This window comes from Streptomyces gilvus (assembly GCF_022513565.1).
Lineage (GTDB): Bacteria > Actinomycetota > Actinomycetes > Streptomycetales > Streptomycetaceae > Streptomyces > Streptomyces gilvus.
In genome coordinates this window covers 93,502-120,438 of sequence record NZ_JAKWBE010000027.1, presented here as the reverse complement: position 1 = coordinate 120,438, position 26,937 = coordinate 93,502, and the positions used below count along the sequence as shown (strand labels likewise).

Genomic DNA, 26,937 nt, shown 5'->3' with positions numbered 1-26,937 from the left:
GCTCACGCCGGCTCTCCTACTGCTTCGTCATTTCGGTGCTGCCTCTTTCAGGCAGCATAGGCGCCTCAAGCGGCCGATCCCGCTCGGGGCGCCCCCGCGCCCCGAGCGAAATATTACTCGCCAGTACACCCAGTTCGTTCCCGCTAAGCAAGCGCTTTGAACTGTGACCTGTGCAACGCAGCGTAATCGGAACTCGACCGCTTCGCAGAGGGAGCCGGCGCCGGATCAGTCCCGCAGGCCGTTGAAGCGCCCCTGGTGGTAGAGGAGCGGGCGACCGGGGCCGGTGGGGTCGCCGAGGGCGACTTCGGCCAGGACGATGCGGTGATCGCCGGCGGGCACACGGGCGACGATCCGGCACACCAGCCAGGCCAGGACGTCGTCGAGGACGGGGACGCCCTCGGGGCCCTCGCGCCAGGCGGTGGGCGCCCCGAAGCGGTCGGCGCCGCTCCTCGCGAAGGTGGCGGCGAGCTCCTGCTGGTGGTCGCCGAGGATGTGGACGCCGATGTGGTCCGTCGCGGCTATCGCGGGCCAGGAGGAGGCGCCCAGGCTGATGCCGAAGGAGAGCATGGGGGGTTCGGCGGAGACGGAGGTGAGGGAGGTGGCGGTGAAGCCGACCGGGCCGGCGTCGCCACGCGCGGTGATCACGGCGACTCCCGCCGCGTGCCGCCGGAAGACGGAGCGCAGCAGGTCGGGCGAGGCGAGCTGAGGGGTACCGAGGTCGGACGTGGCCGTCATGGAGTTGTCCTTCTGCGAGAGAGGGCGAGCGGGGTCGTGGCTGCTCAACAGCCCGGACAGCGCGCGCTCGCGTTGCGGACGAGGTCGACGTGGACCCGCCCGTACAGAAGGAGTTCGGTCGGCATGGGGCCAGGCTGACGATAGGTGGTGCGCCCAGTCAAGTACGTTCCGGCATATGGGAGATGCCTCACCGTCCGCATCACAGCCGTCAAACCGCCTCCCCCAGTGCCGCGATGACGTCCGCCTTGCGCGGCTGCCCGGTCGCCCGCCGCACCACCCGGCCGTCGGCGTCCAGGACGAGCACGGTCGGCGTCTTGAGAATGTCGAGTTCGCGTACGAGGCCCAGGTGGTCCTCCGCGTCGATCTCCACATGGGTCACGCCCGGCACCATGCCGGCGACCTCGCCCAGGACGCGCCGGGTGGCCCGGCAGGGCGCGCAGAAGGCACTGGAGAACTGCACGAGGGTGGCCCGCTCGCCCAGTTCCTCGCCCAACTCGGCCACGCCGAGCCGCTTTCCGTCGTCGCGCCCACGCACGCGTACTCTCCCGCTCCGCTGCCGATGCAGCACTCCATAGGCGCCCGCCACCGCGAGCACCACCACACACACCACGAGTCCGACCATCGACTGCTCCAGCGTTCACGAGACTGCAAAGATTCCCGGCCCCAGGAATCGTTTCCCATGCGGAATGCTTGATTCATGGACATCGATGTGAGGGGCCCACGCTTCGGGGCGGCCCTGACGACCCTGGTACTGGCCATTGTGCTGATCACCGGGAACGTCTGGCTACTGGCCTGGCAGACGCTGGCGTTCGCGCTGGGCGCGGCGGGCGGGGTGGGCCGGTCGCCGTACGGCTGGCTGTTCCGCAAGGTCGTACGGCCGCGGATCGGGCCGCCGACCGAGTTCGAGGCGCCGGAGCCGCCGCGGTTCGCGCAGGCGGTGGGGCTCGTCTTCGCGGGCGTGGGGCTCGTGGGCTTCGCCCTGGGCCTCGACTGGCTGGGGCTGGCCGCCACGGGGGCGGCGCTCGCGGCGGCCTTCCTGAATGCGGCGTTCGGGTACTGCCTGGGCTGCGAGATGTACCTGCTGGTGCGCCGGGTCACGGTGCGCGCGGAGTAAAGGCGAGGCAAAAGCACGAGGTGGATCACCGGGCGACGTGACGAGGATCTCCGCCGCTGTCCGGAACTTGGACTGGCTCCCGGGCCGTTCTTCGGGCACGATCTGCGAGATGCCGTAAACCTACGGCTGCGTAGCTTTCCCGCCGGGAGCGTCCTTCCCAGGCTGAGAAGGAAGGGTCCACCCCGTCCATGGCAGAGCTTGTCTACCGTCCCGTCATCGGTCTCGCGCTCACGATGTTCAAGGCGTGGGACCTGAAGATCGACTGCAAGGGATCGGAGAACATTCCGCGCTCGGGTGGTGCCGTGCTGGTGAGCAATCACATCAGCTACCTGGACTTCATCTTCGACGGCCTCGCGGCGCTCCCGCAGAAGCGTCTCGTGCGCTTCATGGCCAAGGAGTCCGTCTTCCGGCACCGGATCTCCGGGCCGCTGATGCGGGGCATGAAGCACATCCCGGTGGACCGCGAGCAGGGCGACGCGGCGTACGCGCACGCGCTGGACTCCCTCAAGTCCGGTGAGATCGTCGGGGTGTTCCCCGAGGCCACCATCTCGCAGTCGTTCACGCTGAAGTCCTTCAAGTCCGGTGCCGCGCGACTGGCGCAGGAGGCGGGCGTCCCGCTGATCCCGATGGCGGTCTGGGGCACCCAGCGCCTGTGGACCAAGGGCCACCCGCGCAACTTCAAGCGCAGCCACACGCCGATCACGATCCGCGTCGGCGAGGCCATCGAGGCCTCCAAGGACAAGTACGCGGGCGCCATCACCCGCCAACTCCGCGAGCGTGTCCAGGAACTGCTGGAGGCCGCCCAGCGCGCCTACCCGGTCCGCCCGAAGGACGCGAACGACACGTGGTGGATGCCGGCCCACCTCGGCGGCACGGCCCCGACCCCGGAGGAAGTACGGGCGGCCGAGGCTCACTGAGGACCGCCGGAAAAACCACCCACGCTTCGGCCGTAACGGCCCCTTGAGTGCGCCTGACGCACCCGTGGACGGAGTTTGGCCGAGGCCCGGCCCGAGGCTCCCCGCGCCCGCCCGGCAGTCGGGCACACGGTCGTACGCGTCCTCCCCCCCCACCGCCTGACCTGGGCTTTCTCCTCAGACGGACTTAGGATCCCCGCTTCGGGAAGGGGATCCGATGGACCGACACATACGCACAGTCGAGGACGTACTCCGGCTCCTGGACGGCCTGTTCGCCGCCGGAGGCGATCGATGGACGACGGACGCCGGCTCGTGGTGGGACGACTTCTACGCGGACCGCTCGCGGCAGATTCCGTTCTTCGCCGCGAAGCCCGACGAAAACCTGGTCTCCCACGTCGAGGCCGGACTGCTCACCTCCGGACGCGCGCTCGACCTGGGATGCGGCCCCGGGCGCAACGCGCTGTACCTGGCCTCCCGGGGTTTCCAGGTCGATGCCGTCGATCTGTCGTCCGAGGCCGTCGCGTGGGCCGGCGAGCGGGCGGCTGCGACGGGCGCGGAGGTCCGCTTCCTCGCCGGGGACGCCTTCGCCGTCGTCGGTACCGAGCTGAGAGGGCCGTACGACCTGGTCTACGACTCGGGGTGCTTCCACCACCTGCCGCCTCATCGCCGGATCAGCTACCTGGCGCTGCTCGATCAACTCCTCGCCCCCGGCGGCCTGTTCGGGCTCACCTGTTTCGCCGCCGGCGCCATGGGGTCCGAACTGCCGGACGCGGCGTTCTATGAACGCGGCCGACTCGAGGGCGGACTGGCGTACACCCCCGAGGCGTTGCGCGGGCTGTTCGGCGGGATGACGGAGGTCGAGATACGGCGGATGCGCGACGAGCCGTCCGACTCCCCGCACTTCGGCGACCCCTTCCTCTGGACCGCCCTGTTCCGCCGGGCCGGCTGATCTCAGCTCGCGGGCTCCGCAGCCCGCACGTCGATCCGCGCGCCCGGGCTGAACTTCTCCACGAGTTCGGCGAGTTCGGCGCCCGCCGCCTCCACCGCGGCCACCGGCATCGGAGCCAGGCTCTCCAGGAGGAAGATCGCGGAGACGCTCTCCTCGGTGAGGCGGGTGCGCGGACCCTGGCGCCAGTTCCAGCGGCGGCAGGTGACACCCGCCTCGTCACGCCAGACCACCTCGCCCGCGTCGGGGTGCTCGACGACCTCCTCGCCTCCCGCGACCGTCACGAACTCCTCGGCGCCGGTGGCCCGGACGAGGGTCATGCCGCCCCGGATGCGGTCGGTGTCCTCCCCGCCGACGGGGATCAGATGGGCGACGCTGATCGCGTTGTAGAGGTCCACCAGAAGGTTGATGCGGGGCAGACCGGCGTCGGACAGCGCCCGCTTGGCCAAAGCCTCCGCGGAGTTGCGGGTGCGCGATGGCTTGGAGCCGAACGCCGTGTAGACCTCGCGCCAGGCCGCCATGTGCGGGTCCTCGTGCGGGGCACGGCCGTCCAGACGTGCGGCGAGGCGGCGGGCCGCGTCGTCGAGCAGCGCCGAAGAGGCCTCGGTGCTGGGCCCGTTGACCAGACCGTGCGCCTCGATGGCGACATGGGTGAAACCGGGCGCGAGGGCACGCACCTCGTCGGAGACGGTCAGGGAGAGTGCCATCGCCTTGCCTCAGAGTGCGGTGGGGAGGGTCTTCCAGAGGTACGGCCGGTCGGGCGCGGCCCGGAGGGCCTTCAGTACGGCCGGGTGGGGTTCAGCGTACAACACCGGATAGTCCAGCTCATTGGACTCAAAGTCGGGCGTGAAGGCCAGCCGCTCGCCGTCCAGGGAGAACCGGGCGTCCACCCCCGGCTTGTTGCCGCGCGGGTCCTGCCGGTGCCAGGCGCCGTTGAAGCGGACGGCGACCAGTCCGTGCACCACGTCGAACTTCTGGTAGCAGAGCGCGGTCGGGATGTCCTCGGCCCGCAGCAGGGCGGCGAGGGCGTGCGCCTTGGCGTAGCAGATGCCGGTGCCCTGCTCCAGGACGTCGGAGGCACGCCAGGTGACCCGCGGGTCGCCGGAGTCCTGCGAGTGGGGAATCGTGTCGCGGACGAACTCGAAGGCGAGGCGTGCATAGGCATACGAGTCCACGGCATCCTTGGCGAGCCGCGCGGCCGTCTCCCGGACCAGCGGATGGCGATGGTCGATAACCTCGTCGGCGGCCAGATAAGCGGACAGGTCGGGGGTGTTCTGGATCAGTTCCATGCCCGCAGAGCATAGGAATACGATCACCTGAGAGTCAATGACTTTTCAGGTGACCGTATATCTATGCAGTGACTCCGCGGAGCGGGACCCTTACCGGGCCATCTCCTCCTTCAGCGCCGCCACGAACGCGTCCACGTCCTCCTCGGTCGTGTCGAACGCGCACATCCAGCGCACGACGCCGGCCGCCTCGTCCCAGAAGTAGAACCGGAACCGCTTCTGCAGCCGCTCACTGACGTCGTGCGGCAGCCGGGCGAACACGCCGTTGGCCTGCACCGGGTAAAGGATCTCCACGCCGTGGACCGCGCGCACGCCCTCGGCCAGCCGCTGGGCCATCTCGTTGGCGTGCCGCGCGTTGCGCAGCCAGAGGTCCTTGGCCAGCAGGGCCTCCAGCTGCACCGACACGAAACGCATCTTGGAGGCGAGCTGCATGGACAGCTTGCGCAGGTGCTTCATGTGGCTCACGGCGTCCTGGTTGATCACCACGACCGCCTCGCCGAACAACGCGCCGTTCTTCGTCCCGCCGAGGGAGAGGATGTCGACGCCGACCGCGTTGGTGAACGTCCGCATGGGCACGTCGAGGGAGGCGGCCGCGTTGGCTATGCGGGAGCCGTCCAGGTGCACCTTCATGCCGTGCGCGTGGGCGTGCTCGCAGATCGCGCGGATCTCGTCCGGCGTGTAGAGGGTGCCGAGCTCCGTGCTCTGGGTGATGGACACCACCTGCGGCATCGCGCGGTGCTCGTCGTCCCAGCCGTACGCCTGCCGGTCGATCAGCTCGGGGGTGAGCTTGCCGTCGGGGGTGGGGACGGTGAGCAGCTTCAGACCACCCATGCGCTCGGGCGCGCCGCCCTCGTCGACGTGGATGTGCGCGCTCTCCGCGCAGATCACCGCGCCCCAGCGGTCGGTGACCGCCTGGAGCGCGACCACGTTGGCGCCGGTGCCGTTGAAGACCGGGAAGGCCTCCGCCGTGGCGCCGAAGTGGCTGCGGATGATCCGCTGGAGGTTGTCCGTGTACTCGTCCTCGCCGTACGCGACCTGGTGCCCGCCGTTGGCCACGGCCAGGGCGGCCAGCACCTCGGGGTGGGCCCCCGCATAGTTGTCGCTGGCGAAGCCGCGGACGTCCGGGTCGTGATGGCGTCGGGCGTCGGTCTTCGGGGGGTTCACGGCTTCTCGGTCAGCCACAGACGCTTTCCGTTCACTTCGGCGGCGGGCTTGCTCCACACGTCGGCGATGGCCTCCGCCAGGTCCTTGACGTCGGTGAAGCCCGCGAACTTCGCGTTGGGGCGCTCGGCGCGCATCGCCTCGTGCACCAACGCCTTGACGACCAGGATCGCAGCCGCGGAGGTCGGCCCCTCGGGGCCCCCGGCCTTGCGGAAGTAGTCCGCCATGGCGAGCGTCCACGCCTCGGCCGCGGCCTTGGCGGCGGCGTACGCGGCGTTACCGGCGGTCGGGTTGGAGGCGCCGGCCGCGCTGATCAGGACGTACCGGCCGCGGTGACTGCGCTGGAGGGCCTCGGAGAAGGCGAGGGAGGTGTGCTGCACGGTGCGGATGAGCAGCAGCTCCAGGAAGTCCCAGTCGTCCAGGCTGGTCTTGATGAAGGCCTCGCTGCCGCGCCAGCCGCCGACGAGGTGGACCAGGCCGTCGACGCGGCCGAAGTCCTTCTCGATGTGGGTGGCCCAGTCGCGGGTGGACTCCAGGTCCAGCAAGTCGACGGGTTCGCCGGTGACGGTGGCGCCGCCCGAGGCGTACCGGGCCGCGTCCACGGCCTCGGCGAGCCGCTCGGGGTCGTTGTCCGCGGCGACGACGGTCGCCCCGGACTCGGCCAGCCGCAGCAGGGTGGCCCGGCCCGCGGGCCCGCCCGCACCCGCGACCGCGATCACCGCACCGCTGAGAGCTCCGTTCCCCGCCATGTTCTTCGCCTCCTGAGCAGTGTTCCCGGGTTTGCGCGCGACGGCGCCGCTCACGCGGCGACTCGCTCGGCGCTCTCCGCGGTGATGCCCTTGGTGGAAGTAGTTCGTTCGCGCGCTTCAGATTTCACTACATCCTCCGGGGAATCGTCGATCGCGCCGTAAATCTTCATGGCAGGCAGAGTGTAGCCAGTAGGAGCTTCGACCCCGTCATACGGGTGGAGCACTTCGAGGGCCTTGGCGTACATGTCGTCCATGAACCATCGTCGGCCAAGGCGGTAGAAGAAGCCCCATCCCTTCCCGCCCATTCGCTCGTCGTGGTCGTAGTCATGCCACCCCTTGATCTCGCGCAGCTTCTCCAACAGCATCTCGAAGCACGCGCGGTCCTCCGGCTTGGGCTTTCGCCCCCCTGCCAGGATGCCCTCGACTCGCGCCCACTGCTCGTCGGAGATGGACAGTGGGATCTTGATCCCCTTCTCGCGGTGCCACTCAAGCATCGGGTCCTTGGTTCCCCCCTTCTGGCCGGACGTGCTGTCGCCGACGATCTCGACCCGGACGCGGAGGAGTTCCAAGATCCGCTTCTTGTCGGCCTGCTCAAGATCCTGGACGTTCGCACCGACCCGGTCGACCAGCGTGCGCATACTGTCGGCCTTCTGCTCCTTGTGCTCGGCCTCCTCCAGCCACTCCGCGATGCGCTCCTGCTCCTCGCGGAGCTCCTTCTCCTTGGATGCGATCTCCTCCTTCAGCTCCTCGATCAGCTTCTGGTCGTTCTCGTCATCCTCGTCGAGCGAGGCGACCAGCATGGCGATCTTCTTGCGCCGGGTGTTGCGCAGCTTGTTGAGCTTGGTGTCGATCTCCTGCATCCGGTTCCGGTAGGACTCCGCGCGCTCGGGGATGGCGCCCAGCCAGTCGTCGACCAGGCCCATGATCGCTTCGGGGTCGGTGAGGAGCTTGGCCACCTCGTCCCAGACGACCTTCTCGGTCTCCTCGCCGGGGATCTGCTTGCAGGTGTGCCCCTCTTCGATCGTGGTCTGGTTGGAGCACCGGTAGATCACGTCCCCGTACGCCTGGCGGGATACACCGAAGCGGCTGTGGCCGCACAGGCTGAACAGATGGCCCGAGAGCAGGTGGTTGCTGTAGGACGTGCGCGGGGTGCCCTTCATGTCCTCCAGGGCGGTCTCCAACGCCTGGCGCCGGCCCTCGTCCTCGAACAGGGGAGGCAGCTCGACCCGGTAGGAGGTGGTGATCTCGTCTCCGTCCTCATTCACGCCCGAAAAGGTGAAGTCGACGTAGCCGCGCACGGCCAGGCGCAGGCGGAGGATCAGGTTGTTGCCCTCCCAGGGCTTGCCGGTGCGGGTCCGGGAGCCGAGTGCGTTCAGCTCCGCGGCGGCCTCGCCTCGGCTCATCTTCCGGTCGATCAGGAAGTCGGCGGCCTTGAAGATCACCTCTTGTTCGGCGGGGTTGACGACGGGCTCGCCCTCCTCGTCGAGCATGTAGCCGTACGGCGGCACGCCACTGGCCCAGCCGCCCCCGGAAATCTTTTTGATGCGCCCGCCCATCGTGCGCTCAAGGATCAGGGCGTGCTCGACCTCCGCCATGTACGCCAGGAGGGAGAGCTGGATGCCGAACATCTGGTCTTCGGAGTCGATGCGTCCGTCAGCGGTGGCGACGCGCACGCCGTGGTCGGTCACGTCGTAGACCCAGCGGTGGATGTTGCGCATGGTCCGGCCGATGCGGTCCAGCTTGGCGAAGACAACCACGTCGATGAGTCCGGCCTCGATGTCTGCGGTCAGTCGGTCGAGGTCGTCTCGGTGTGCAAGTTTGCCGCTCACGCCGCCATCGCAGTAGACGTCCACGATGGTGTGCGGTGTGTTGCGGAGTTGGTAGTCGACCCATGCTCGGCACCGCTCGTCTTGGACATCCAGGCCGTAGCCGTCGAGCTGCTTGGATGTGGAGACGCGCAGGTAGATGGCAACACGCAGGGCCTTGCGTGCGCGTGGCAGTGTCTTGCTTCGCATGGTTCCCCCCATGGACCAAGCGTTGGAATGCGCGAAGCCCCCCGCCGGCTGGCTCGGGGGCGTCCTGATCCCCGGCCGGTACTGGGTCGAGGCGTGGTCGTCGGAGTATTACAGCTACGGCTACGGCACGACCGAGTACGACCACGGGATCGCGCTCCTCTACCTTGAGGAGGCCGAGTGACCAGCGGCGCGGCTTCCGCTCCTCGGAGTGGACGATGGCCAACGGGGACACGGGCGTGAGCACACGCTTTTCCTTCGCCCGGTGTGCAAGTGTCACGATGACGGAGCGGCCCCCGATCGACGAGCTGATCGCCGCCCTGGACGGCACCCCGGTCAACGTGATCGATGTGCTGCCCGACACGGACGGCGAGGAGTACACCTTCGTCGTCGCCCTCGGCGACATGCAGTTCGGCAAGATCGACGGAGACGGCGTCGAGGGCACGCTCCAGCGCACGATCGACTGCCTGAACCGGGCCGCCGAGCTGCTGGTCGAGTACCGGATGCGCTTCAAGATCCGCCACGTCCACATCGCCTGGCTCGGAGACCACGTCGAGGGCTTCGTCTCGCAAGGCGGCGCCAACACCTGGCGCACGCAGCTCACCCTCAACGAGCAGATCCGCCTCACCCGCCGCGTGATGCTGCACGCGCTCCTGCTCTTCGCGACCGGTGTGCGACGAGATCGCCGAAGTGCGGGGCGTACGCAAGCAGTCGGCCCAGGAGGCGACCGAGCGGGCGGTCGGCAAGGTGACGGCCTGGCTGAACGGCGAGCAGTACATCGACGGCTACGACGCCCTGGAACTGGAGGACACGCAGTGAGCGAGGCGACGCCCGAACCGATCGCTCCCCCGGCGGAAATGACGGACGCCTACCAGGAGTTCTGGGACGACGAGCGAATGCTGTACTTTCTGGCGCAACCTCGACGACGGGCTGATCTACTCCCGCCCTTACGCCGAGGACGAACTCGCCGGGGTCCAGAAGCGGCTACAGCTCGACGGACTGCACGCCCAGGCCGGCGATGCGATCGACTACCTCGACGCCCGCATCGACCTGAGCCTGGCCTACCTCGCCAACGCGGCGCCCACGCCCGAGCAGCAGGCGGAGCAGGTCAAGGTGCTGTCCGACCTCGCCGCGTACAGCGCCGGCACGCTGAAGCGGCTGATCCTGGTGCTTGGCGAGCTGACCGGACACCCGGTCATGTAGGACTGCGCACGTCGGTCGAGGGGACGGTTCAGCGAGGCCGCCCCCTCGCGGTAGCGAAGAGCCCAAAGCTTGCAGCGGATCACGCAACAGGCGTCCCTGTCTGATTCGCTCCTGGAGGGGTCGGCGGGGTTGGGGGTGTCTCGCTGCCGAAGTCGAAGGGACCGATGATCTTCACCCCGATACCCACAATGGCCAGCCAGCCAGCCGCTCCAGCACCGGCAATGGCCATCGGCGGTGAACTGAGCAAGGCTGCCACGCCTGCGCAACAACCCCCGACGATGATTGCGATCAGGAAACAGAAGGCGTAGGCGATGGCCTTCTTCTGATTGGCGCTCAACCCGGTTCTTCCTTCTCTTGGAGAGGTGACCGGGGAGACGGGTTGGACAGGTCCGACCGGCCACCTGAATGAACAGATGACGCCCTCCGGTTGAACCGATCGCCTTGCCGACGCATGGTTGATCAACCGCGAGCTTGGTCGAGACCTGTCGGCTTCAGCCCTCTTACGACATGGCACTCGTGTATGAAGTTGACACAACGACAGCGTTGTTGAGTCGCGTTGGCGGTATGCGATGATCACCGCATACCGATGAGAGCTGGCTGAATGCCTGCCCTTGTGTGCTGGGAAGTTGAGCGGGGTTGCCGCGCTTCCTGGGTAGTCAGCTGGGCTGTTGCCGACCGCCTCAAGTCGCAGCCAGTTGACCACGGCCTTGAAGCGATTCCAGAGGCTGGGCGTCGTAGTTGCACCCGTACTTGGAACTGGCCGGAGCGTAGCACATGGCGGCGGAAATACGGATTCGAGACATGGCAAGTAGCCAAGTACGCCCGCTGATTGATCCACACCAGCAACGCTCGGCGACTGGCTCGACATGACGAAGACCCCCTGGCCGCATAGCTGGGGGGTCTTCGTGGTTTGCGCTCGCTCAGCGAGTCGAGGCCCTGGACCGCCCCGGCCCCCCGGCCGTCGGCGGCCGAGGCGCAGGCGGCTGCGACGGAGGATCAAGGTCCCGGCCGGGAGAGTCGTCCCTGAAGGGGACGAGCGCCGCGACCGCGACGGTGATCAGGAACCCCGACACCCACGCTCCCGCGCCCGCCTTGACGCAGTCGATGACCTCATCACCCAGAACTCGAAGGATCAGCCCCCAGACCAACCCGGCGATGATGGAGAGGAGGCCGCCAATCAGCAGCGCGAGAATCCTCTTCCTGTTGGCGCTCACTCGGTCTTCCTTTCCAGGTGACCAGTGAGCGCGCGCGGCGACCTCGACCTGGCCACCTACACGTCGTGTTTGTAGGTGACGCAGCGACCCCGTAAGGGTCGCGGTCGAGAGCCGCGCGGTAGTCCAAGTCGCGCGCCACTCGGGAGCGGCCTGCCGAGCAGGCCAGTCCTTGACACAGCAGCTTTGAAAGGGCTGCGCGGGTCAAGCGAGTTACCGCCCTGGACACTGGCCAGAGCGGCGTCCAATGGAGAAGGATGGACTACGTCCTCGCCCACTGGAACTTGTAGGTACCGCAACATGCGGTACTCCGCAGCGTACACTGAGTCACCCGTTGATCACAAAAACGGCAATCCCCCGGCCAAGTGACCAGGGGGTTTGCGGAGTTGGCGGCCCCCGCCCGAGCGCCACGGGGGAACGATGCTCGAACGGGGCCAGTCTCAGGGGTTGGCGACCACGTCGGCGGCGGCCAAGACGTACCCGATCGACGCGGCGATGGTCAGAATGAGGAGGGGGCCGGCGCACCGGCCGAGTAATCGCCGCATCAGTTGTGCATGTACGTGCGCCACGGCCTGGTGATGACCTCGGAGTATGAGGGGTGCGAGGGGTTCTGTCCCGAGTGCCCGAGGGCCCACTCCTGCGGTTCGTTCCACCCCCCGGACTCGTCCGAAGCGTCGCCGCATACCCCGCACTGCATCTTGTACTTGAGCGGCGGGGCGTCGGGCTCCCGATCGGGCGTCAGCGTCCACGTCTCGTGTCTGATGATCGCCTTTGGGCCGCTCACTGAACCACCTTCAGGTCAGGGTTGCGGAGCTCGATCCGCGACAGCTCCGCGCCCGTCAGGCGCCGGACTCGCGTGGCGTCCCACTCCCTTCCGCCCCTGATTGCGCGAAGCTGCACGCGATCCCCGCCGTGGTGCCCCATCACTACGCCTGGCACATCCTTGTCGATGTCCCACACCAAGGACTTGAGCTTGCAGCCCTGGGGCTCCACGGCCAACTCGTCTGTCTCTCTCGTGGCCATGATCCGACGTTACGAGCCGTGATTACCTTGCGTCGATGGCACTTTCACGGAGCGTCAGATGGAAGTGCCACAAGTGTCACACCGACAGATGCACCAGGTCGGCGAGCTCGCGCATGTCAGGAGTGAGGGTCCGCCGCTTACTCACGATGCGACCGAGGATGTCGCGGGCGTAGCGCTGGTTCGGGAGCCACTGCGGGGAGCCGGCCCGAATCTTCTGGAAGGTGTCGACGGCCTCGGCGTACTGCCGTAGCTGCGTCTGTGCGCTCGCGACGTCGAGCAGGTGCCTGTTCCGGTTGTTCGATGTGGGCTTCAGGCTGTCCGCAGGGATACGAGAGGCCAGGGTGAGCACCTTGTCGGGCTGGCCAGCCACCATCGCGTTCTCCGTGCGCTTCAGAGCCACCGTGACAGGCCCGAAGGTACGTAGGAAGTCCTCCTCGGGGGTGCACTCACGTCCCAAGGCCACCGCGGCGGAGTGCGCGAGGCGCAATGCGTCCTCCGCCTCGCCCGGACGGTTGTCGCGGATGGCCGCGGCTGACATGCGGAGCAGGAGCCACCCCCAGGCACTCAGCTCGGCCGGCGTGGCTCGGGACATGCGGGGTTCGACCTCGTCGGCCCACTCGACAGCCAGCTCGCGCGCCTTGGCGAGGCTTCCACGGCGCAGCAGGAGCCAGCACTGGACGCTGACGGTCGAAGCACTCTGTACGGGGCTGGTGGCGTCGTCCAGGGCCCGCTCCAGGGCCATCTCGGCGGCGGCGAACTGCCGGGTCTGGGTCATGAGCCATCCGGTGAGCTCCAGCAGGCGTGCGCGGAGCGGTCGGGCTCTACTGTCGGCCTCGACCAGGAGCTCGGCGTCCCGGAGGAGGGGAGGGAGCGCTTCGCCGAGCTCTGCGAAGCGGTCGTGAGCGAACAGGGGCGTCGCCGCCAGGAGGGCGTCTCGCACGCCTGTGTAGGTAGGTGGCTCGTCCAGCCCATCGGGCTCAGGAGGGGCCGCGAGCGCAGCGTGCACGGGCGCCCAGCGATCAATCGTGTCGGGGTCCGCAGATGCCTCTGCGTGCTCAGCTACGAGCCGGGTGGTGGGCACCTTCAGCGCGTGGGCCAGTTGCCGGGCAGTCTCCAGGCGGGTGTCGCTGCGCTCGCCCTGCTCCAGCTTCCGGATGAGGGAGAGGGACACGCCGGACAGGTCGGCGAGCTCGCGTTGGCTCAGGCCGCGCCGCTTGCGGATCTCTCGGAGCCGTTCCCCGATGGTGGCGCTCATGATTCGAGAGTACGGCGTGCGGTAGTAGACCGTCCCGGACATGACGAAGGCCCCCACCTTGCGGTGAGGGCCAGGTCAGCGAGCCTGTGGAGGCCGCTGGATCAGGCGGTCTTGGCACCGCCGATCTCAAAGGTGATACCTGAAGCGTCCCCGCGAATTCCCTTGGTGGAGGCGATCACGTTCTTGAGTTTCTTGGAGAGGGCCTCATAGAACATGCTCAGCGGAAACTCGTCCGGAAGCACGTCATCGACGAGTTTCCTCGGCGGCTGGCTCAGGTCGAGGGCGTCGGGGCCCTTGGCCCAGCGGGAGCCGGGGTGCGGGGCGAGGTAGGTGGAGACCAGCTCGTAGCCGGCGAACCAGTGGACGAGCTTGGGACGGTCGATGCCGTCGCGGTAGAGCTTCTCGATCTCGGCGCACAGCTCGTTCGTGACCCGCGGGGCGCGCTGCCAGTCGATGTGGAGCTTGTTGTCGGTCCACCGGACGACGTCGTGCTTGTGAAGGTAGGCGAAGAGCAGCTGGCCGCCGAGGCCGTCGTAGTTGCGTACGCGCTCGCCTGTGACCGGGAAGCGGAACATGCGGTCGAACAGGACCGCGTACTGCACGTCACGGGCCTGCGGGACGCCGTCGGCCTCGAGCTTCACGGCCTCCTTGAAAGCGGTGAGGTCGCAGCGCAGCTCCTCCAGGCCGTACATCCAGAACGGCTGCCGCTGCTTGATCATGAACGGGTCGAAGGGCAGGTCGCCGTGGCTGTGGGTGCGGTCGTGGACCATGTCCCACAGGACGAAGGCCTCCTCGCAGCGCTTCTGGTCGTGGACCATCGCGGCGATGTCCTCGGGCAGCTCCAGGCCCAGGATGTCGACGGCGGCGTCGGTGACGCGGCGGAAGCGGGCGGCCTCGCGGTCGCAGAAGATGCCGCCCCAGGAGAACCGTTCCGGCGCCTCGCGCACGGCGATGGTCTCCGGGAAGAGGACGGCGGAGTTGGTGTCGTACCCGGCCGTGAAGTCCTCGAACTTGATGCCGCAGAACAGCGGGTTGTCGTAACGGGTGCGCTCCAGCTCGGCCAGCCAGTCGGGCCAGACCATGCGCAGCACGACCGCCTCCAGGTTGCGGTCCGGGTTGCCGTTCTGCGTGTACATCGGGAAGACGACGAGGTGCTGCAGGCCGTCCGCGCGGTTGGCGGCGGGCTGGAAGGCGAGCAGCGAGTCCAGGAAGTCGGGCACCTGGAAGCCGCCCTCGGCCCACCGGCGCAGGTCCTTGACCAGCGCCTCGTGATAGGCGCCGTCGTGCTGCAGCAGCGGGGAGAGCTCCTGCACCGCCTCCACGACACGCCGGACGGCGGCTTCGGCGTCCGCCCGTCCGGGTGCGGTTTCGGCCTCGAAGTCGATCGACCCGTCCTTGGACTGCCATGGCCGGATCTGCTCCACGGCATCCTTGAGCACCGGCCACGCCGGGTGCTCGACCACCCTGGTCGCGGGAGGAACCTGCTCCCCCGAAGCCGCCTGCACAAGAATTTCCGTCATGTCCCATCCTCCACGGGAGAAGCTTGCGTAAGGAGACCGTATACATACGAGCTTTCTCCCAGCAAGGGGAGCTTCGGGAAATTATCCTGCCTACCCGCATCGTCACAGAATTTTTTCCTGCCGGATGCTGTGGATGCGATGGACCGGGGTATACATGCGCCCCGGCGGATACCGGCCACCGGTCAATACCCGCGCAACTCGCCCACGCCCGGGTGACCGGCCCAGCCGGTACCCGCCAGGTCCGCCCCGTACGTCACCCCAATCCCCCGTGTACGAGCGGGTTCATCGGCAGGCCGGGCCGTTAGGCTGCGGCTCTGCCCGCTCGGCCGTCCGCTCCGGTCCGCGGGTCCGAGCCGCCGTCGACGGAAGCGAGTTGAACCTTGAACTTCCTTACCATCGGTCACCGCGGAGTCATGGGTGTCGAACCCGAGAACACCCTCCGCTCCTTCGTCGCGGCCCAGCAGGCGGGCCTCGACGTCATCGAACTCGATCTCCACCTGAGCAAGGACGGCGCCCTCGTCGTCATGCACGACAGCGACGTGGACCGCACGACCGACGGCACCGGCGCGATCGCGGACAAGACCCTCGAGGAGCTGCGCGCCCTGGACGCGGGCCGCGGCGAACGGGTCCCCGTCTTCGAGGAGGTCCTGGACGCCGTGAAGGCTCCCCTGCAGGCCGAGATCAAGGACGTGCAGGCGGCCAGGGCGCTGGCCGAGGTGATGCTGGACCGGGACCTCGTCCCCCGCGTGGAGGTGTCCTCCTTCCACGACGAGGCGGTCGCCGAGATCGCCCGGCTGGTGCCGGGTGTACGGACCGCGCTGGTCGGCAGCCGGTTCGGCACCGACGTCGTCGACCGTGCGGTGGAGGTGGGCGCGGCGACGGTCTGCCTCAACATCCGCCGGCTCACGCTGGAGGTCGTGGAGCAGGCCCGCAAGGCGGACCTGAGGGTCATCGGCTGGGTGGTGAACACGCAGGACCACCTGCGGCTCGTCCGGGCGCTGCAGCTGGACGGCGCGACCACCGACTATCCGGAGATCAAGCGCACCGCCCGCTTCACTGCTTGAGCGTCAGGCCAGTTCCTTGACCAGCAGCTCGAACTGCAGGTCGTCGCGCTGCGGGACGCCGAAGCGCTCGTCGCCGTACGGGAAGGGCGTCATCTTTCCCGTACGGCGGTAGCCGCGCCGCTCGTACCAGGCGATGAGGTCCTCGCGTACGGAGATCACGGTCATGTGCATCTCGCGCACGCCCCAGCTCTCGCGGGCGGCGCGCTCCGCCTCGGCGATGATCACCTTGCCGAGGCCGGCGCCCTGGAGTTCCGGGCTGACCGCGAACATCCCGAAGTAGGCGTGGTCGCCGCGGTGTTCGAGCTGGCAGCAGGCGATGACGCTGCCGTCCCGCTCGACCGTCAGCAGCCGGCTGTCCGGCGACTTGACGACCGCGAGCACGCCCTGGGGGTCGGTGCGCTGCCCCTCCAGGATGTCCGCCTCCGTGGTCCACCCGGCCCGGCTGGAGTCCCCGCGGTAGGCCGACTCGATCAGCGCGACCAGGGCGTCCACGTCGGCGTCCGTGGCATCGCGGAAGGTCAGTCCACTGGTGGCGGTGTCCATGGGGGCGGCTCTCCGATCTGTGGCGCGGCGCGGGCAAGGACGAGGGTAACGCCCTAACCTGGGGCCGCATGGTGCACGTTCTCAGCAGCCGGATCCTTCTCCAGCCCGCCGACCCCGAGCGCTCCCGCCGTTTCTACGGCGAGCAGCTGGGCCTCCCCGTCTACCGCGAGTTCGGCACGGGACCGGATCGCGGCACGGTCTACTTCCTCGGCGGCGGCTTCCTGGAGGTCTCGGGCCGCTCGGACACGGCGCGCTCCCCCGCCGTGCGGCTGTGGCTCCAGGTCGAGGACGCGAACGCGGCCCACGAGGAGCTGCGCGCCAAGGGCGTCGAGATCGAGCGGCCCCCGGTGAACGAGCCGTGGGGCCTGATCGAACTGTGGATCAGGGACCCCGACGGAACACGGATCGTCCTGGTGGAGGTGCCGGCGGACCATCCGATCCGCTACCGCCCGGGGATCTGAACCGCATCCGGGCCGCGGGAGCCCGGACGGTGTGCCCAGTGGCGGTCGGTGCGGGTCAGTTCGCGGAAGCCGGCGTCCAGCAGCACGGTGATCGCCGCTTCGTCGTCGGACGGCTCGTAGGCGAGCAGACGGTCGATGTTGGAGAGGCGGAGCCAGGCGGCGGCCTGGGCGAGGAGATGGTGCTCCAGGGCCGTGCCCCCCGCCGCCGGGGCGATGTGGAGGTTGCCGACGTCGGCGAGGCCCGCGGCTCGGTGTGCCGTTCGGGGCGGGCCAGGGACGTGTCGACCTCGATGATGCCCCCATGCGGTGCGGTACGGAGCCGAGGGTACGGCGGCGGTGGCGCCGGGTGCGAGGGGTTGGCCCGGATGGCCGTGGACCGGGCCCGGCACTAGCGTGCTGGAGAGGGCCGGCCTTGGATCCACTGCGGAGGGAACGCCATGAAGCTCGACAAGCCGGTGACCGGTGGACCCTGCTGGACGGAGCTGGGGACCAGCGATCTGGAGGGTGCGAAGCGGTTCTACGCGGAGCTGTTCGGCTGGCGTGCCGAGACGGATCCCCGGCAGGAGGCGGGCGGCTACTCGGTCGCGCACCTCGGGGACGTGGCGGTGGCCGCGCTGTCCCCGCTCTACCAGGAGTCGCAGCCCGTGGCCTGGAACGTGTCGTTCGCGGTGCGGGACGCGGACGAGTCGGCCGGGAAGGTCACGGCGGCCGGCGGGACGGTGCTGCTCGGGCCGATGGACGTGTTCGACGTCGGCCGTTTCACGGTCGCGATCGATCCGACGGGCGCGGTGTTCCAGATGTGGCAGGCGCGGTCCTTCCCGGGCGCCGGGCTGTTCAACGCGCCCGGCTCGCTGGGCTGGGTCGAGCTGCTGACCCGGGCCCCGGAGCGGGCGGTGGCCTTCTACACGACGGTGTTCGGCTGGAGCGTCAACGCCTCGGAGCACTACACCCAGTGGGGCGTCGACGGCGCCGACTTCGGCGGCATGATGACGATGGACGACAAGTTCCCGCACGAGGTGCCGCCGCACTGGCTGCCGTACTTCGCGGTGGCGGACGTGGACGGCGCCGCGGCCACGACGACCGCGGCGGGCGGCACCGTCCTGATGGAGCCCACGTCCCTGGGGGACGTCCGGCGGATCGGGGTGCTACGGGATCCGCAGGGGGCGATGTTCGGGGTGTACGCGGAGCCCTGAGCCGTCGGCCCGTTCAGGCCAGCGGTGTCACGGTGATCCGGTCGATCACCGGGGCGTGGGCGGAGCGCTGTCCGTGGGCGTTCTTGGTGCGGCCGTCGAAGTCGGGCAGTTCGTCGGCGGTGAAGGTGATCGTGTTGGGGCCCCGGTCCAGGGTGACGGGCACGGAGAGGTTCCAGAAGTTGCCGAAGTGGAAGGTGGTCGGGAACAGGACCCGCTGCGGGGCGGCTCCGTTGACCGAGATGTCGGCGTGCCGGCAGACCGGGTCCGGGTTGTAGTGGGTGGCCGGGGCCTGCTCGCCGTTGGAGTAGCGGATGGTGAGGGCGTGGCGGCCGGGGCGGTCGGCGGTGACGGTGAGCGTGAGGGCGTTCGCGGCGCCCGCTCCGATGCCGTCGACCGCCTTGCCGCCCGTCGCGTAGGGGTACGCGGTCACCTTCGCGGTGCCGGTCAGGGTGCCTTCCGCGGCGGGGACTCGCGTGCTCGGCAGCAGGCCGCGCGACGGCTCCACCAGCAGACGGTCGACGACCAGGCGCCCCGAAGTGCCGGTCACCGTGACCTTGTTGACGCCGCCGGCCAGGAAGAGGGGGACGGGGCCGCGCTCCACCGGGCCGATCTCCTCGCCGTTGACGGACAGTGTGCCCTCGCCGGGGCCGAGCAGATCGACGGTCACCGTCGCCTCGCCGTCGTCCTCGGCGTGCACCCAGAAGGTGACGGTGCCGCCGAGCGGGAGGACGGCGGCACCGGGGCCCGAGGCGCCCGGGTCCTCGTAACTCGCCCGCGCCCCGCCGCCGAGTGACGCGAACTCGGCGTCGTAGACGTCCTGTTGACGGCTCGCACGCAGGGCGAGATCCAGTTTGTCGACGACGGCGTCGCCCTTGGTCGCGCCGAGGTCGGGGTCCTGGGCGGCGAGGGTGATGCGGTGGGGGCCGGCCGTCAGCTGGACGCGGGTGTCGGTGTGGCCCCAGACGGCCCACTTGTAGCCGAGCGGCAGCCGGAGTTCGCGGGGCTGCTCGCCGTCGACGCGCAGGAAGACGTTGGTGGGCCCCTGTTCGCGCACCAGGTCGGCCAGGTTGTGGGAGTTGGCGAAGACGCGGAGGTCGTACGTCCCGTCCTGCGGGACCTTCACGTCGAAGGCGAGGACGAGGTCGGAGCCGGTGCGCAGGCCGCCGACGTGGCGGCCGCCGGAGGTGGCGAACTTGTCGACGTCGGACGGGGAGCCCTCGGGACCGTTGACCGAGTGGCCGCCGCCCGTGTGGGCCGCGTCCTCGGCCTCGTAGGTGTGCCGCCAACGCACCGACGGGGGAAGGAGGGTGGCGCCGTTGCCGCCGGGCGCGAGGGTCAGCTGGTAGGCGGACATCTCGTCCAGGTCGGCCAGCGGCATCCGCACCCGGCCGTCCACGACGGGCAGTTCGATGTCCAGCAGCCGCAAGGGCTGTGCGCCGGCGCCGACTTGGCCCGTCCAGGGGATCTCCTGCAGCCGCAGATGAACACGGCTGCCGAAGACCTCGGCGTCGACGCCCTCGAAGACCAGGTCCGCGGCGCCGCTCGCACCGCCGAACAGCAGCCGCGCCTGCCGCTTGCCGCGGTCGAGCGCGGCGACGCCCTGCAGCGTGTACTGCACGTTGGGATGCGGCGCCCTGACCTGCACGGTGTTCCCGGTCAGCTGTCCGTAGGCGTTGAACAGCCACCACTGCCCGTTGCCCTTGTTCGCCTCCACCGCGGAGTCGTTGAGGTTGCCGGCGATGTTCCAGTACGCCATGTCGGCGTCGACCTTGCACTCCTCGAGCGCGGCGATCCACTGGATCATCTGCCCGGGGACGGACAGGTGGTAGTTGTGCGCGTACTCGTTGAGGTTGACGGGCAGCGGGCCGATACCCAACTCCCGCTCCATCCGGCGGTACTTGGCCACGTTCGTACGGACCTCGTCCGGCGAGGACAGCTCGTGCCAGGTGATCACGTCCGGCAGTACGCCGTGGTCGCGCGCGAACTCCAGGAAGCCGCGGACCTCCGGGTAGAGGATGCAGGTGTTGGGACCGGCGATCCGTGCCTCGGGGTCGATGCCCTTGATGAGGTGGTACGCCCGCTGCCAGGCGGCGAAGTAGGGGCCCGGCTCGGTGTGCCAGGAGACCTGGTCGTAGCTCCACTCGCCGCTGCCGAACATGTTGCCCTCGGGCTCGTTGAACGGCACCCACACCAGATGGGACCTGAGCGCGCCGAGCGTCATGGCCTGCTCGACCTGGCGGCGGACGATCTCCAGATGGGTGGCGAGCTTCTCCTCGCCGGTGGCGCCCGGCCATTCGTAGGGGAAACCGCGGTGGAAGTCGGTGACATAGACGTACACGTCCTTGCCTCCGGCCGCGACGAAGGAGGGAAGGATCTCCAGGGCGTCGGCGCCGGGATGCTGGATGCCGTCCTGGGCCTTGGTGGCGACCGTGCGGACGTACATGCCCTCGACGACCGCGCGGCTGGGCACGCCGTCGCCGTACAGGCCGTAGAGCGTGCCGCTCGCGCCGCCGTGGAAGGGGCCCGTCTCCGTGCCCAGGTCGACCGTGAGGGTCTCGGCTGCCACGGCATCCTCTTTCGTTCGACATCTCGTACGCCAGTCGATGCTCCGAACCGGCCGCATCGAACGTAGGGAGTTCACGCCGATCGCGTCAACGGGTGCCCGGGCACCGAAAGTTCCGGTACCGCCGCTCAGGCGCGCAGCGCGCCGAGGCTGCGGTCCCGGGTGTCGCCGCGGCGCTCGACCAGGCCGCGCCCGGTGAGCTGCTCGAGGCGCTTGGTGACGGCGGCCCCGGACGAGAAGGTCCCCCGGGCCAGTTCGCCGGGGGTCAGCTCGCCGCTCACCCACTGTGCTCCCTCGAATGCCCCCCGTGTACATCCTTGCGCTCGCGTGCGCGCCGGACGGCTCGGGCATCGACGGACTGTCGACACCGTCGAGCAGGGAGGTGCGCGTGCACGGACCGGCTTCGCCCGGCTGGCTGCTGGTCGCGCTGTGTGCGGCGACCGGGGCCTACTGTCTGCTGCGGATGCGCAGCACCGTCGAGGAGCAGCGCCGCGCCGCGGGCGGTGAGGCGCTGATGGGGTTCGGCATGGCCGCGATGGCCGTACCGGCGGCGGTGTTCAGCCCGCCGTCCTGGACCTGGCCCGCCTACGCGGCCGTGTTCGGCGCCGCGGCGCTGCGCGCGCTGTGGGCGGCGCGGACCAGCGCGCACCATCTGCACCATCTGGTGGGCGCGTCGGCCATGGTCTACATGGCACTGGTCATGGCGGCCTCGCCCCAGCACCACGCCGGCCACGGAGGGCCGTCCGGAGTGCCGCTGGTGACCGGGGTGCTGCTGCTCTACTTCATGGGATACGTCCTGCTCTCCGGTGTCCGGCTCGTCCCGGTCGCCGCGGGGGGCGGCTCGCTGGGATGGGGTGACCGGCCGGAGGTCGCGAGGGCGTGCCGGCTGTCGATGGGGATCGCGATGGTGGCGATGCTGATCACGCTGTGAGGGGCAGAAGCGGAGCCTGTACCACCCAAGCGGGTTTCAGGCACCGCCCGTAGGCGAGGATCGTCCTATGCACCATCCGCCCGTCGACGCCCCACCCCGCACGCCGACCCACCGCGTGGCACCGCGCGCCGCACTCCTCGTCACCCTCGCCCTGTCCTCGGCCCTCCTGCTCATCTCGGTGGCGCTGGAGTGGCGCCCCCTGCTCGACGCCGACGGCGACATCGCCCGCACCACGCACCGCTGGGCCGTCGACGAACCCGGCCTCACCCACGTCTTCCGCGTTCTCACGGACTGGGTCTGGGACCCGTGGACCATGCGCCTGGTCACCGCGGTCGTCGTGGTGTGGCTGGTGTGGCGCCGCTCGGCGCGCTGGACGGCGCTGTGGCTGGCGGTCACGGTCGCGGTCGGTTCCCTGGTTCAGCAGTCCCTCAAGGCCGCGATCGACCGCCCGCGCCCGGTGTGGCCGGACCCCGTCGACTCGGCCCACTACGCGGCCTTCCCCTCGGGTCACGCGATGACGGCCACGGTCGTCTGCGGCCTCCTCGTGTGGCTCCTGCACCGCCACGGCACGGGCCGCGCTCTGTGGCGTACGGCCCTGACGGCGGCCGTCGTCTCGGTGGTCGGCGTCGGCCTGACCCGCGTATGGCTGGGCGTGCACTGGCCGTCGGACGTACTGGGAGGCTGGCTGCTGGGCGCGCTGCTGGTGGTACTGGCCGCCCTGGCACACCGGCGATGGGCTCCATGACCGTGAAGGAACCCCTGGCGGGTTCGCACGAGACGGTGTTCCGTCATCGCCCCGTAAGATCCACTCATGCTTGCTGTTCTGTTCGACTTCTCCGGCACCCTCTTCCGTGTCGAGTCCACCGAGTCCTGGCTGCGTGCCACGCTGGACGAGGTCTCACTCGCCATGCCGGAGGCGGAGTTGGTGCAGGCGGCGAAGGGGCTGGAGGTGACGGGGGCGTTGCCGGGCGGTGCGGCTCCGCAGCGGCTGCCCGCTGAACTCGCCGGGCTGTGGCGGGTCCGGGACGAGAGCGCCGAGTCGCACCGGGCCGCGTACACCGGGCTGGCCCGCCAAGTGCCGCTGCCGGACCCGGCGTTGTACGACGCGCTGTACGACCGGCACATGACGCCGGCGGCGTGGGCGCCGTATCCCGATGCCGCCGAGGTGCTGTACGCGCTGTGCGAGCGCGGGCTGGGGATCGGCGTGGTCAGCAACATCGGGTGGGATCTGCGGCCGATCTTCGAAGCCTACAACTTGGACCGGTTCGTGGACGCGTATGTGCTGTCCTACGAGCACGGCATCCAGAAGCCCGACACCCGGCTGTTCGCGGTCGCCTGCGAGGCACTGGAGGTCGAACCGCACGAGGCGCTGATGGTCGGCGACAGCCGGGAGGCGGACGGCGGGGCCGCCGACCTGGGCTGCCGGGTGCACTTCGTCGACCATCTGCCGGCGCACGAGCGTCCCGACGCGCTGCGCCGGGTGCTCGACCTGGTGGACTGACCGGCCGCCGGCCCACGCCCCCCTACTCGAGATAGCCCTCCACCTGCGAGGACGGCCGCACCTGTGCGTCGTCGGGGTTCTCCCCGAACTCCGCCTTGGCGCGCCGCTGTCGCAGCAGGTCCCAGCAGCGGTCGAGCTCGACCTCGAGCTGGGCGAGCCGCTGGTGTTCCGTGGAGCTGTCGATCTCGCCGGACGCGAGGGACGCACGGAGCTTGCGCTCGTCCTCGACCATCTCCGTGATCCTCGCCAGGATCCGCTGGTCCTGTTCCATCTCCGCACGCTCCTCCGGTCGACACTCGCGACCACTCTAGGGACGGGGCGGCGGCCGTGCGACGGATGTGCGAAAGCCCCGGCAAGTCGCCTGAGGTAACCATCGGGTGAAGAGACCGCCCGCCTGAGACGATCCCCCGCGTCGCCCCAGACGGACGGCAGCCTGACCAGGCCCGCGAAAGCGGCGGCCCGGCCCTCCTGAGTATAGTTGGCTGGCAGCCAGTCAACGCAGGAGTTACAGCATGTCCCCGCGCAGCGCCTCGGTCAATGAAGAGTTGCGGAGACGTTCCCGGGAGCGGCTCCTGCAGGCGGCTGTCGAGATGGTCGCCGAGCGCGGCTACGAGGCGACGACGCTCGCGGACATCGCGGACCGTGCCGGTTCGGCGCGCGGCCTGGTGTCGTACTACTTCCCGGGCAAGCGGCAGTTGGTGCAGTCCGCGGTGCACCGGCTGATGCACCGGACGCTGGAGGAGGGGCTGGAGCGGGAGCCGCGCACCGAGGACGGACGGGAGCGGATGGCGCGGGCCATCGACGCGATCCTGGGCCTGGCCCGGGAGCGGCCGGTGCTGATGCGGCAGCACATGGCCGGGCTGCTGCAGGCGGAGGGTTTCGTGCAGTGCCCGGAGCAGCAGCGGCTGGCCGAGCTGCTGCGTGACACCGTCGCCCGGCACGGCTCCGAGGACGCGGACTATCCGATGCTGCGCTCCCAGTTGATGGGCGCCGTCTACGCGATGGTCCTGCCGAACGTGCCGATGCCGATCACCACCCTGCGGGCCGAGCTGTTCAAGCGCTATCGGCTCGACTGGGAGATGGGCGTCCCGCCGGACACCGGGGAAGCGTCCGGCGGGACCCACCAGTCGGATCTGTCCCGTTACTTCGCCACCGGGGACGGGCCGGACGAGGAGCCCGGCCCGTCGCCCGCTCAGTCGAAGTAGTCCGGCTGCGACTGGACGTTGAGCTCACCCAGGCGTACCCGCTGGGCCGGGTCCGTGCGCCGGTCGGTGAGTTTCAGGACGTCGAGGCCCTTGGCGATGTCGTTCGCGTAGATGTGGCCGTTGTAGTAGTACGCCGACCAGGCGCCGCCCACGGTGAGCGTGTCGGTGGTCAGCGGGCCGCGCTCGAAGTAGGCGATCTCCTTCGGCTTCGTCGAGTCCGTGAACTCCCAGACCGAGACACCGCCCTGGTACCAGGCCTGCACCATGATGTCCCGCCCCTTGACCGGGATCAACGAGCCGTTGTGGGCCACGCAGTTCTCGGTGTCGGCCTGGTGGCGGGGGATCTTGTAGTAGCCGCGGAAGACCAGTTTGCGCTTGTCGCCCTTGCCGACGATGTCGTAGATGCCGTCGGCACCGCGGTCCGGGCCGACGGCCGCGTTGCAGGTGGCCGCTCCGCCGCCGCCCAACTCGTCGGTGAACACCACCTTGTTCGCCTTCTGGTTGAAGGTCGCGGAGTGCCAGAAGGCGAAGTTGACGTTGTCCTGGACCTGGTCGATGACCTTGGGGTGCGCGGGGTCCTTGATGGAGAACAGGATCCCGTCGCCCATGCAGGCGCCCGCCGCCAGGTCCTTCGAGGGCAGGACGGTGATGTCGTGGCAGCCGGTGGTCTTGGAGACGCCCGGGTTGGTGGGCGCGCCCGGGTTGCCGCCGCCGTCGGGGCCGTCGCCCGGGAAGAGGACGGGGAAGCTGACGACCGCGGCCTTCTCGGGGTGGCTGCGCGGGACCTTGATGACCGAGATGCCGTCGTGCGGCGGCCGGCAGTCGGGGTAGGCGGCGCTGGGCGAGTACGAGGAGACGTAGACGTAGACGTCACGGCGCTGCGGCACCAGCGTGTGGGTGTGGGAGCCGCAGGCGGTCTCGACGGCGGCCACGTACCGGGGGTTGCGCTTGTCGCTGATGTCGAAGACCTTCATGCCCTCCCAGGAGGACTTCTCGGTCGCGGGCTGGGTGGTGCTGTTGCAACTGCTGTCGCTGCGCGAGGAGTCGGTGGACAGGAAGAGCAGGTCGCCCGAGACGGAGATGTCGTTCTGCGAGCCGGGGCACAGGACCTGCGCGACGGTCTTCGGTGCCTTCGGGTTGCCGATGTCGAAGATGCGGAAGCCGTCGTAGTTGCCGGCGAACGCGTACCTGCCCTGGAAGGCGAGGTCGGAGTTGGTGCCGGGCAGGGCGTCCTTGGGGATGTTGGTCAGGGGCTGGATGTTGGCCGAGTGGACGCTCTCGTCCTGGCCCGGTATCTCACCGCTGGTGATGGCCTCGGCGGCCTGTTCCCGTGCGGTCTTGGACACGGCCTTGCCGGTGGCCGGTGTGTCCCCCGGGTCGGGGGTCGCGGCGGCCGGGCCCGCGGTCAGCAGTGCGGCCAGGAGTCCGGCCGCGGTGGCGGCGACTCCCAGGCGTCTGTGCCGCGTTCGGGACGCGTTGGACAGGATCACTGTTTCCTCCCTTGTTCCGTCCGTGTCGGAACGGTTCACGCATCCCCGCAGTATCGTCTTTGCCATGGGCAGATCAACAGAGGGCAACGAACTCGCAATGAAGGTTTTCGGTAGGTCAGGCAGACGGGTCGGCGCTGCGGCATCGCTGACGCTCCTGGCTCTTCTGGTCTTGCTCGCCCTGACGGCCTGTGATTCCGGATCCCAGACCAAGTCCCGGCCGGGCGGCGGGCCTTCGGTGATCGTGCCGGGCGGTCCGGGTGAGCAGAACCGGACCATGTCCGCCGCGGACGCGGCCGCCCAGCGCGCCGAGGACGACTCACCCAACTCCGCGGACGTCTCGTACGCCCGCATGATGATCGAGCACCACCGCCAGGCACTGGAGATGACCGAACTCGCCCCGGACCGCGCGGAGTCGGCGTCGCTGAAGCGGCTTGCGGAACGCATCGCCGCCGCGCAGGGCCCCGAAATCGCCGCCATGCGGGGCTGGTTGACGACGCACGGGAAGGCGGAAAAGTCCGGCGGACACCAGCACGGGTCCATGCCCGGCATGGCGACCGAGGCGCAGCTGAGTCAGCTGCGCGCGGCCCGGGGCAAGGCCTTCGACCAGCTCTTCCTCACCCTGATGATCACCCATCACGAGGGCGCGATCACCATGGCCACGGACGTGAAGGCCCAGGGCAACAACCTCCTCGTCGAGGAGATGGCGGACGACGTGGTGGCCCAGCAGACGACGGAGATCACCCGCATGCGCACGCTGCTGTGAGAAGCGCGAGGCGGTGCGGTGTGGCGTGCCCGCACCCTGTCAGCCGAGCGCGTGCGGTGCGATGCTGGGGCGTCAGCGATCTCCTGCCGTGAGG

At 69.3% G+C, this 26,937-nt stretch carries 31 protein-coding genes and 1 pseudogene; 13 read left to right on the top strand and 19 right to left on the bottom strand.

Annotation, left to right across the window (positions count from 1 at the left end; all coding sequences use genetic code 11):
- Positions 1-225 precede the first annotated feature (225 nt).
- Together MKW14_RS31930 and MKW14_RS31925 are read right to left on the bottom strand one after the other, a co-directional pair.
- Positions 226-735 (bottom strand): flavin reductase family protein, encoded by a 510-nt coding sequence (locus MKW14_RS31930; protein ID WP_240868558.1) that lies wholly within the window; start codon positions 733-735, stop codon positions 226-228.
- 208 nt (positions 736-943) lie between these two features.
- Positions 944-1,357 (bottom strand): TlpA family protein disulfide reductase, encoded by a 414-nt coding sequence (locus MKW14_RS31925; RefSeq protein WP_240868556.1) that lies wholly within the window; start codon positions 1,355-1,357, stop codon positions 944-946.
- A 75-nt stretch (positions 1,358-1,432) separates the two neighbouring features.
- Between MKW14_RS31925 and MKW14_RS31920 the strand changes: the two genes are divergently transcribed.
- The 3 genes from MKW14_RS31920 (at position 1,433) to MKW14_RS31910 (ending at position 3,712) form a co-directional block, all read left to right on the top strand.
- The gene (locus MKW14_RS31920; protein WP_240868553.1) at positions 1,433-1,849 is read left to right on the top strand and encodes a DUF4395 domain-containing protein; all 417 of its coding nucleotides are present in this window, start codon (positions 1,433-1,435) and stop codon (positions 1,847-1,849) included.
- Positions 1,850-2,037: 188 nt separating this feature from the next.
- Complete coding sequence (locus MKW14_RS31915; protein WP_240868551.1) at positions 2,038-2,766, top strand: lysophospholipid acyltransferase family protein; 729 nt, start codon at positions 2,038-2,040, stop codon at positions 2,764-2,766.
- Positions 2,767-2,980: 214 nt separating this feature from the next.
- A complete protein-coding gene (locus MKW14_RS31910; RefSeq protein ID WP_240868549.1) occupies positions 2,981-3,712 on the top strand; it encodes a class I SAM-dependent methyltransferase in 732 nt (243 codons plus the stop codon).
- Between the two features lie 2 nt (positions 3,713-3,714).
- On the opposite strand, the gene MKW14_RS31905 is transcribed toward MKW14_RS31910, so the two are convergent.
- The 5 genes from MKW14_RS31905 to MKW14_RS31885 all read right to left on the bottom strand — a co-directional run bounded on the left by MKW14_RS31905 (position 3,715) and on the right by MKW14_RS31885 (position 8,932).
- Positions 3,715-4,416: a B3/B4 domain-containing protein gene (locus tag MKW14_RS31905; protein ID WP_240868546.1), complete on the bottom strand. Its 702-nt coding sequence runs from the start codon at positions 4,414-4,416 to the stop codon at positions 3,715-3,717.
- Positions 4,417-4,425: 9 nt separating this feature from the next.
- Positions 4,426-4,998 (bottom strand): transglutaminase domain-containing protein, encoded by a 573-nt coding sequence (locus tag MKW14_RS31900; protein ID WP_240868543.1) that lies wholly within the window; start codon positions 4,996-4,998, stop codon positions 4,426-4,428.
- Between the two features lie 90 nt (positions 4,999-5,088).
- Positions 5,089-6,159, bottom strand: a complete 1,071-nt coding sequence (locus MKW14_RS31895; protein ID WP_240868541.1) for a threonine aldolase family protein — start codon at positions 6,157-6,159, stop codon at positions 5,089-5,091.
- Complete coding sequence (locus tag MKW14_RS31890) at positions 6,156-6,905, bottom strand: SDR family NAD(P)-dependent oxidoreductase (RefSeq protein ID WP_240868539.1); 750 nt, start codon at positions 6,903-6,905, stop codon at positions 6,156-6,158. Before MKW14_RS31890 ends, MKW14_RS31895 begins: the two co-directional genes overlap by 4 nt.
- Before the next feature lie 50 nt (positions 6,906-6,955).
- Positions 6,956-8,932, bottom strand: coding sequence for a recombinase family protein (locus MKW14_RS31885; RefSeq protein ID WP_240868536.1), 1,977 nt, complete (start codon positions 8,930-8,932; stop codon positions 6,956-6,958).
- Between MKW14_RS31885 and MKW14_RS31880 the strand changes: the two genes are divergently transcribed.
- Both MKW14_RS31880 and MKW14_RS31875 read left to right on the top strand, forming a co-directional pair.
- Positions 8,931-9,101 (top strand): hypothetical protein, encoded by a 171-nt coding sequence (locus tag MKW14_RS31880; protein WP_240868535.1) that lies wholly within the window; start codon positions 8,931-8,933, stop codon positions 9,099-9,101. The two genes, MKW14_RS31885 and MKW14_RS31880, sit on opposite strands and share 2 nt — an antisense overlap.
- A 485-nt stretch (positions 9,102-9,586) precedes the next feature.
- Positions 9,587-9,736 carry a hypothetical protein gene (locus MKW14_RS31875; protein ID WP_240868532.1) on the top strand — a complete coding sequence of 50 codons (150 nt, stop codon included), beginning with the start codon at positions 9,587-9,589 and terminating at the stop codon, positions 9,734-9,736.
- Between the two features lie 463 nt (positions 9,737-10,199).
- On the opposite strand, the gene MKW14_RS31870 is transcribed toward MKW14_RS31875, so the two are convergent.
- The 6 genes from MKW14_RS31870 to MKW14_RS31850 all read right to left on the bottom strand — a co-directional run bounded on the left by MKW14_RS31870 (position 10,200) and on the right by MKW14_RS31850 (position 15,129).
- Positions 10,200-10,457 carry a hypothetical protein gene (locus tag MKW14_RS31870; protein WP_240868530.1) on the bottom strand — a complete coding sequence of 86 codons (258 nt, stop codon included), beginning with the start codon at positions 10,455-10,457 and terminating at the stop codon, positions 10,200-10,202.
- 583 nt (positions 10,458-11,040) lie between these two features.
- Entirely contained in the window at positions 11,041-11,334 is a 294-nt protein-coding gene (locus MKW14_RS31865; RefSeq protein WP_240868528.1) for a hypothetical protein, read from the bottom strand.
- 541 nt (positions 11,335-11,875) lie between these two features.
- On the bottom strand, positions 11,876-12,115 hold the full coding sequence (locus MKW14_RS41815) for a DUF7848 domain-containing protein (RefSeq protein ID WP_441349314.1): 240 nt from the start codon (positions 12,113-12,115) through the stop codon (positions 11,876-11,878).
- On the bottom strand, positions 12,112-12,354 hold the full coding sequence (locus tag MKW14_RS31860) for a hypothetical protein (RefSeq protein WP_240868525.1): 243 nt from the start codon (positions 12,352-12,354) through the stop codon (positions 12,112-12,114). Before MKW14_RS31860 ends, MKW14_RS41815 begins: the two co-directional genes overlap by 4 nt.
- Positions 12,355-12,430: 76 nt before the next feature.
- Positions 12,431-13,609: a helix-turn-helix domain-containing protein gene (locus MKW14_RS31855; protein WP_240868523.1), complete on the bottom strand. Its 1,179-nt coding sequence runs from the start codon at positions 13,607-13,609 to the stop codon at positions 12,431-12,433.
- A gap of 101 nt (positions 13,610-13,710) precedes the next feature.
- Complete coding sequence (locus tag MKW14_RS31850) at positions 13,711-15,129, bottom strand: DUF6421 family protein (RefSeq protein ID WP_240868521.1); 1,419 nt, start codon at positions 15,127-15,129, stop codon at positions 13,711-13,713.
- A 380-nt stretch (positions 15,130-15,509) separates the two neighbouring features.
- On the opposite strand from MKW14_RS31850, the gene MKW14_RS31845 reads away from it, so the two are divergent.
- The gene (locus MKW14_RS31845) at positions 15,510-16,193 is read left to right on the top strand and encodes a glycerophosphodiester phosphodiesterase (protein ID WP_240868519.1); all 684 of its coding nucleotides are present in this window, start codon (positions 15,510-15,512) and stop codon (positions 16,191-16,193) included.
- A 3-nt stretch (positions 16,194-16,196) separates the two neighbouring features.
- Here the strand turns inward: MKW14_RS31845 and MKW14_RS31840 are convergent, their stop codons facing one another.
- Positions 16,197-16,736 carry a GNAT family N-acetyltransferase gene (locus MKW14_RS31840; protein WP_240868518.1) on the bottom strand — a complete coding sequence of 180 codons (540 nt, stop codon included), beginning with the start codon at positions 16,734-16,736 and terminating at the stop codon, positions 16,197-16,199.
- A gap of 68 nt (positions 16,737-16,804) precedes the next feature.
- Here MKW14_RS31840 and MKW14_RS31835 point away from each other — a divergent pair, with 68 nt between their 5' ends.
- Positions 16,805-17,197, top strand: a complete 393-nt coding sequence (locus tag MKW14_RS31835; protein ID WP_240868516.1) for a VOC family protein — start codon at positions 16,805-16,807, stop codon at positions 17,195-17,197.
- Here the strand turns inward: MKW14_RS31835 and MKW14_RS31830 are convergent.
- A complete protein-coding gene (locus tag MKW14_RS31830; RefSeq protein WP_240868514.1) occupies positions 17,179-17,586 on the bottom strand; it encodes a hypothetical protein in 408 nt (135 codons plus the stop codon). The two genes, MKW14_RS31835 and MKW14_RS31830, sit on opposite strands and share 19 nt — an antisense overlap.
- 48 nt (positions 17,587-17,634) lie before the next feature.
- Here MKW14_RS31830 and MKW14_RS31825 point away from each other — a divergent pair, with 48 nt between their 5' ends.
- Positions 17,635-18,390, top strand: coding sequence for a VOC family protein (locus MKW14_RS31825; protein ID WP_240868512.1), 756 nt, complete (start codon positions 17,635-17,637; stop codon positions 18,388-18,390).
- Between the two features lie 13 nt (positions 18,391-18,403).
- On the opposite strand, the gene MKW14_RS31820 is transcribed toward MKW14_RS31825, so the two are convergent.
- On the bottom strand, positions 18,404-21,013 hold the full coding sequence (locus MKW14_RS31820) for a cellulosome protein (RefSeq protein WP_240868510.1): 2,610 nt from the start codon (positions 21,011-21,013) through the stop codon (positions 18,404-18,406).
- 74 nt (positions 21,014-21,087) lie between these two features.
- Positions 21,088-21,228, bottom strand: a pseudogene (locus tag MKW14_RS31815) (MarR family transcriptional regulator); the annotation flags it as partial.
- 113 nt (positions 21,229-21,341) lie between these two features.
- Between MKW14_RS31815 and MKW14_RS31810 the strand changes: the two are divergent.
- The 3 genes from MKW14_RS31810 (at position 21,342) to MKW14_RS31800 (ending at position 23,385) form a co-directional block, all read left to right on the top strand.
- On the top strand, positions 21,342-21,884 hold the full coding sequence (locus MKW14_RS31810; protein WP_240868572.1) for a DUF5134 domain-containing protein: 543 nt from the start codon (positions 21,342-21,344) through the stop codon (positions 21,882-21,884).
- A gap of 67 nt (positions 21,885-21,951) precedes the next feature.
- Positions 21,952-22,629: a phosphatase PAP2 family protein gene (locus tag MKW14_RS31805; RefSeq protein ID WP_240868506.1), complete on the top strand. Its 678-nt coding sequence runs from the start codon at positions 21,952-21,954 to the stop codon at positions 22,627-22,629.
- Positions 22,630-22,695: 66 nt separating this feature from the next.
- Entirely contained in the window at positions 22,696-23,385 is a 690-nt protein-coding gene (locus tag MKW14_RS31800) for an HAD family hydrolase (protein WP_240868503.1), read from the top strand.
- Between the two features lie 22 nt (positions 23,386-23,407).
- Here the strand turns inward: MKW14_RS31800 and MKW14_RS31795 are convergent, their stop codons facing one another.
- Positions 23,408-23,656: a DUF2630 family protein gene (locus tag MKW14_RS31795; protein WP_240868501.1), complete on the bottom strand. Its 249-nt coding sequence runs from the start codon at positions 23,654-23,656 to the stop codon at positions 23,408-23,410.
- Between the two features lie 241 nt (positions 23,657-23,897).
- On the opposite strand from MKW14_RS31795, the gene MKW14_RS31790 reads away from it, so the two are divergent.
- Complete coding sequence (locus tag MKW14_RS31790; RefSeq protein ID WP_240868499.1) at positions 23,898-24,590, top strand: TetR/AcrR family transcriptional regulator; 693 nt, start codon at positions 23,898-23,900, stop codon at positions 24,588-24,590.
- On the opposite strand, the gene MKW14_RS31785 is transcribed toward MKW14_RS31790, so the two are convergent.
- Positions 24,578-26,080 carry an LVIVD repeat-containing protein gene (locus tag MKW14_RS31785; RefSeq protein WP_240868497.1) on the bottom strand — a complete coding sequence of 501 codons (1,503 nt, stop codon included), beginning with the start codon at positions 26,078-26,080 and terminating at the stop codon, positions 24,578-24,580. The two genes, MKW14_RS31790 and MKW14_RS31785, sit on opposite strands and share 13 nt — an antisense overlap.
- 97 nt (positions 26,081-26,177) lie before the next feature.
- On the opposite strand from MKW14_RS31785, the gene MKW14_RS31780 reads away from it, so the two are divergent.
- Entirely contained in the window at positions 26,178-26,843 is a 666-nt protein-coding gene (locus tag MKW14_RS31780) for a DUF305 domain-containing protein (protein ID WP_240868568.1), read from the top strand.
- The last annotated feature ends 94 nt before the right edge of the window (positions 26,844-26,937 follow it).